This is a genomic window from Azospirillum sp., from assembly GCF_050789165.1.
The window spans coordinates 1-4,725 of record NZ_JBOZRT010000055.1; the positions used below are offsets into that span (position 1 = coordinate 1).

Below are 4,725 nucleotides of genomic sequence, written 5' to 3' on the forward strand. Positions count from 1 at the left end.
ACTCGACCGGCCGTTGCGGAGCGGCAACGGCCGGTCGAGTGCCACGGGGCGCTCAGCCCCGCACCGGCATATGCTGGCTCAACCGGCCGCCCAGGCGCAACGGCTCGATGCGGGTGGCCAGACCGGTGCGGTCGTCGGTCTCGACGTAGCAGCCGCACACCGTGCCCTCGCCTTCGGCGGGGCTCAGGCGCTCGGTGGGGAGCTTGCGGATCAGCTTCGCCATGGCGACCTCCTTCTTCATGCCGATGGCGCTGTCGTAGTCGCCGCACATGCCGGCGTCGGTCAGGTAGGCGGTGCCGCCGGTGAGGATCTGGTGGTCGGCGGTGGGCACGTGGCTGTGCGTGCCGACCACCAGCGAGGCGCGGCCGTCCAGGTAGTGGCCCATGATCATCTTCTCGGACGTCGCCTCGCCGTGCACGTCCACCAGGACGGCGTCCACCCCGCCGGGGCCCAGCCGGTGCGCCCGCACCACGCGCTCGACCGCCGCGAAGGGATCGTCGAGCGGGTCCATGAACAGGCGCAGCATGACGTTCATCACCAGCACCTTGCGCCCGCCGCGTGCCTGCAGCAGCACGAAGCCGCGGCCCGGCGTGCCCTCGGGGTAGTTGAGCGGGCGCAGGATGCGCGGCTGCTGGTCGATCTGGCCCACCAGCTCCTTCTGGTCCCAGGAGTGGTTGCCGAGCGTGATGACGTCGACGCCGGCCTCGAAGAACTCCTCGGCGATCTTGACGGTGATGCCGAAGCCGCCGGCGGCGTTCTCGCCGTTCACCACGGTCAGGTCGGGGTCGAGCTCGGCCTTCAGGCGCGGCAGCTGCGCCATCACCGCGTCGCGCCCGCTGCGCCCCACCACGTCGCCGAGAAACAGAAGCCTCATCGTCCCATCACCTCAAAGGAAAAGCGCTCGGTCACGATCCGGTCGAGCGGCTGGTCATAGGGGCCGTGCGGCACGGAGTCCACCTCCTGCGCGGCGAAGCCGACGCCGACCGCCAGCACCGGCCCCCGCGCCCGCAGCCCGGCCAGCGTCCGGTCGTAGTAGCCGGCGCCGTAGCCCAGCCGGTGGCCGCGCCGGTCGAAGGCGAGCAGCGGCACGAACAGCACCGCCGGCACCACCTCCGGCGACTCCGCCGCCGGCTCGCGGATGCCGAAGCGGCCCTCGCGCAGCGGCGCGTCGGGGGTCCAGGCGCGGAAGGTCAGCGGCGTGCCCTTCGGGCCGGACACCGGCAGCGCCGCCGTGCGGCCCGCCTCATGAAGATGGAGAAGCAGCGGCCGGACGTCGAGTTCCGAACCGAGCGGCCAGTAGCCCGCCACGGCCCCCGCGGGCAGCGGCAGCTCGGCCAGCACGCGCTCGCGCACGGCGTGCGAGGCGCGAGCGCGGGCGGCCGGGTCGAGGGCGGCGTCGCGCAGGGCCCGGGCGCGCAGTCGGGCGGCGTCCTTGGCCTCGCGCGGGTCGGTCATCGTCTTCGGTCGTGGTGCGGGAAAAACAGGCGGAAGGTGCCGCCTTGGCCGTTGGCCATGTTGCCTATCCTCCATGGCCTGCCAGTGCAGGTGGGCGCCATATACCGAGACCACGGCCCCGGCAGGGACAGCTCCCAAGAGGTTTAGGGTTATCGGCCCTGGGGATAATGCGGCCTGACGAACCAGGCAGCGACCTTCCTGGAACGATACTTAGGCGCGTTCGAGCCGCGCGGCAACCTCTTCGATGCGTTTCGAGATCGCATCGATGGCGGAGACCGCCTCCGCCTCGTCCACCGAGGGGGCAAGCTTGGGCGCCGACAGGCCGCGGCCGGCCATCACTTCCTGCAGCTCGTCGGCCAGCACCAGGGCGGTCACCACCAGCATCTGCGCGTCGGTGCCCGACTTGCCGCCGCCGGTGATCTGCCGCAGCCGCCCGTCCACGTAGGCGGCCATGTCGCGCAGGCGCTGCTCCTGCCCATCCTCGCAGTTCAGCTGGTAGAAGCGGCCGTTGACCTCGAGATCGACGCGGGCCATGGGCTCAGTTCTCCAGCACGTTTTCGAGGCGCCCGATGGCGGCGGCGAGGCGTTGCGAGACCGCCTCGGCGTTCTGCACGGCGCGCGCCTCGTCCAGGCGGGCCTGGCGCAGCTCCTCCGACAGCTCCTGCTCGCGGCGCAGGACGCGGACCTCGCGCGCGGTGGCGGCGATCTCCAGGCGGTCGACGGCCTTGCCGAGACGGTCGAGCGCGGTCTTCAAGTTTTCCATGGGGATACCGGAGGCCGTATTGCAGATGCACAACGCAGGCGGAGAGTTACAGTTGGGCCCGTTCGCCGATGGCGTCAACCGAAAAGGCTGCCATATGACCGGCCTCCCCACCCCATTGCAGCCCCGCCCTTCCCCAATCGCGTGTTGACCTGGGGGGCGCGTATCTGCATGGTGCGCCGAACCGCCGGGAGGCCCCTTGGGCCTGCCGCGCGGTCGGCTATTTCTTTGTCGCGCGCACGCCGCAGGAACCCCCACCGATGTCCGCTCCCGCCGTTTCCCTGCAGACCATGGCCAACGCCATCCGTGCGCTCGCCATGGACGCCGTCGAGGCCGCCAAGTCCGGCCACCCGGGCATGCCCATGGGCATGGCCGACGCCGCCACGGTGCTGTTCACCCGCTTCCTCAAGTTCGACCCGAAGAACCCGACCTGGCCCGACCGCGACCGCTTCGTGCTGTCGGCCGGCCACGGCTCGATGCTGATCTACGCGCTGTCCCACCTGACGGGCTACGAGCGCATGACCATCGACCAGCTGAAGCGCTTCCGCCAGCTGGGCAGCCTGACGCCGGGCCACCCCGAGGTCGATCCGGAGCTGGGCATCGAGATGACCACCGGCCCGCTCGGCCAGGGCATCTCCACCGCCGTCGGCATGGCGCTGGCCGAGCGGATCACCAACGCCCGCTTCGGCGACGCGCTGGTCGACCACTTCACCTACGTCATCGCCTCGGACGGCGACCTGGAGGAAGGCGTCAGCCACGAGGCGTGCTCGCTGGCCGGCCACCTCAAGCTGTCGCGCCTGATCGTGCTGTGGGACGACAACAAGATCTCCATCGACGGCCCGACCGACCTGTCCTTCACCGACGACACGCCGGCCCGCTTCCGCGCCTACGGCTGGGACGTGCAGAGCGTCGACGGGCATGACGTGGACGCGGTGGCCAAGGCCGTCGAGGCGGCCCAGAAGACCGACCGCCCGTCGCTGATCGCCTGCCGCACCATCATCGGCAAGGGCGCCCCGAACAAGCAGAACACCCACGGCTGCCACGGCTCGCCGCTCGGCCTCGACGAGGTCAAGGCGACCCGCGAGAACCTGGGCTGGACGCACGAGCCGTTCGTCATCCCGGCCGACGTGACCGAGGCCTGGAAGGCCGCCGGCACCCGCGCGCAGGGCGCCTACAAGGACTGGGCCGGCCGCCGCGAGGCGCTGGACGCCGCCCAGCGCGCCGCCTTCGACGCCGCCATGTCGGGCACCGTCCCGGCCGAGCTGCCGTCGCTGATCGAGGCCTTCAAGAAGAAGGTCTCCGAGGAGAAGCCGAGCTGGGCGACCCGCGTGGCGTCGGGCAACGTGCTTGAGGTGCTGGTGCCGGCGGTGCCGGAGATGATCGGCGGCTCCGCCGACCTGACGCCGTCCAACAACACCAAGGTCAAGAACACCGCCGACGTGAAGGGCGCCGGCGCGTTCGACGGCCGCTACGTCCGCTACGGCGTGCGCGAGCACGGCATGGCCACCGTGATGAACGGCATGGCGCTGCACCGCGGCGTCATTCCCTACGGCGGCACCTTCATGCAGTTCGCCGACTACTGCCGTCCGGCGATCCGCCTCGCCGCCCTGATGAAGCAGCGCAGCATCTTCGTGATGACGCACGACTCCATCGGGCTGGGCGAGGACGGCCCGACGCATCAGCCGGTCGAGCATCTTGCGGCGCTGCGCGCCATTCCCAATCTGCTGGTCCTGCGGCCGGGCGACGCGGTGGAAACCGCCGAGTGCTGGCAGCTCGCCCTGGAGCGCACGGACGGTCCGTCGGTGCTGGCGCTGACCCGCCAGAACGTGCCGACCCTGCGCACCGAGCACACCGCCGAGAACCGTTCGGCCCGCGGCGCCTACGTGCTGGCCGAGGCTGAGGGCGAGCGCACGGTGACGCTGCTCGCCACCGGGTCGGAAGTGTCGCTGGCCATGGAAGCCCGCGCGGCGCTCCAGGCCGAGGGCGTGGGCACCGCGGTGGTCTCCATGCCGTCGTGGGAGCTGTTCGAGCGCCAGGACGCCGCCTATCAGGCGCAGGTGCTGGGCACCGGCGTGCGCGTGGCGGTCGAGGCCGCGGCGCGGATGGGCTGGGACCGCTGGCTGGGCGCCAACGGCGCCTTCGTCGGCATGACCGGCTTCGGCGAGTCGGCGCCGTACCAGGAGCTGTACAAGCACTTCGGCATCACCGCCGAGGCCGTGGTCAAGGCCGCCAAGGCGCGTCTGTAAAAACCGGGCCGCAAAGGCCCGTCTCTAACCGGTAGGATGGCCCCGGGTCTCACCCGGGGCCGCAACGACAGACTGGAGGAAGTAACATGGCAGTTCGGGTTGCGATCAACGGGTTCGGCCGCATCGGCCGTCTGGTTCTGCGGGCGATCTACGAGAGCGGCCGCAAGGACGTCGAGGTGGTGGCGATCAACGACCTCGCCGATCTCGACACCAACGTGCACCTGCTGAAGTACGACAGCGTGCACGGCCGCTTCCCCGGCACCG

Annotated in this window: 6 protein-coding genes and 1 other RNA gene; 2 read left to right on the top strand and 5 right to left on the bottom strand. The window is 70.9% G+C overall.

What is annotated here, in order from left to right; translation table 11 throughout:
• Window positions 1-52: 52 nt before the first annotated feature.
• The 5 genes from ACRWK7_RS13335 to ACRWK7_RS13355 all read right to left on the bottom strand — a co-directional run bounded on the left by ACRWK7_RS13335 (window position 53) and on the right by ACRWK7_RS13355 (window position 2,218).
• Window positions 53-874 carry a TIGR00282 family metallophosphoesterase gene (locus ACRWK7_RS13335; RefSeq protein WP_431856732.1) on the bottom strand — a complete coding sequence of 274 codons (822 nt, stop codon included), beginning with the start codon at window positions 872-874 and terminating at the stop codon, window positions 53-55.
• Complete coding sequence (locus ACRWK7_RS13340) at window positions 871-1,455, bottom strand: 5-formyltetrahydrofolate cyclo-ligase (RefSeq protein WP_431856733.1); 585 nt, start codon at window positions 1,453-1,455, stop codon at window positions 871-873. Before ACRWK7_RS13340 ends, ACRWK7_RS13335 begins: the two co-directional genes overlap by 4 nt.
• Before the next feature lie 32 nt (window positions 1,456-1,487).
• Window positions 1,488-1,651: non-coding RNA, 6S RNA (ssrS, locus tag ACRWK7_RS13345), on the bottom strand.
• Window positions 1,652-1,665: 14 nt separating this feature from the next.
• Entirely contained in the window at window positions 1,666-1,989 is a 324-nt protein-coding gene (locus tag ACRWK7_RS13350; protein WP_431856734.1) for a cell division protein ZapA, read from the bottom strand.
• Between the two features lie 4 nt (window positions 1,990-1,993).
• A complete protein-coding gene (locus tag ACRWK7_RS13355) occupies window positions 1,994-2,218 on the bottom strand; it encodes a hypothetical protein (protein WP_431856735.1) in 225 nt (74 codons plus the stop codon).
• 257 nt (window positions 2,219-2,475) lie between these two features.
• Between ACRWK7_RS13355 and tkt the strand changes: the two genes are divergently transcribed.
• Complete coding sequence (gene tkt / locus ACRWK7_RS13360; protein WP_431856736.1) at window positions 2,476-4,461, top strand: transketolase; 1,986 nt, start codon at window positions 2,476-2,478, stop codon at window positions 4,459-4,461.
• A gap of 86 nt (window positions 4,462-4,547) precedes the next feature.
• Window positions 4,548-4,725 (top strand): glyceraldehyde 3-phosphate dehydrogenase NAD-binding domain-containing protein (locus tag ACRWK7_RS13365; protein WP_431856737.1); only part of this gene is annotated, 178 nt, incomplete at its 3' end.

Excerpts from the sequence above, each read along its gene's own strand:
- ACRWK7_RS13335 (WP_431856732.1), bottom strand. The coding sequence starts at position 874 with ATGAGGCTTCTGTTTCTCGGCGACGTGGTGGGGCGCAGCGGGCGCGAC.
- ACRWK7_RS13340 (WP_431856733.1), bottom strand. The coding sequence starts at position 1,455 with ATGACCGACCCGCGCGAGGCCAAGGACGCCGCCCGACTGCGCGCCCGG.
- ACRWK7_RS13350 (WP_431856734.1), bottom strand. The coding sequence starts at position 1,989 with ATGGCCCGCGTCGATCTCGAGGTCAACGGCCGCTTCTACCAGCTGAAC.
- ACRWK7_RS13355 (WP_431856735.1), bottom strand. The coding sequence starts at position 2,218 with ATGGAAAACTTGAAGACCGCGCTCGACCGTCTCGGCAAGGCCGTCGAC.
- tkt (WP_431856736.1), top strand. The coding sequence starts at position 2,476 with ATGTCCGCTCCCGCCGTTTCCCTGCAGACCATGGCCAACGCCATCCGT.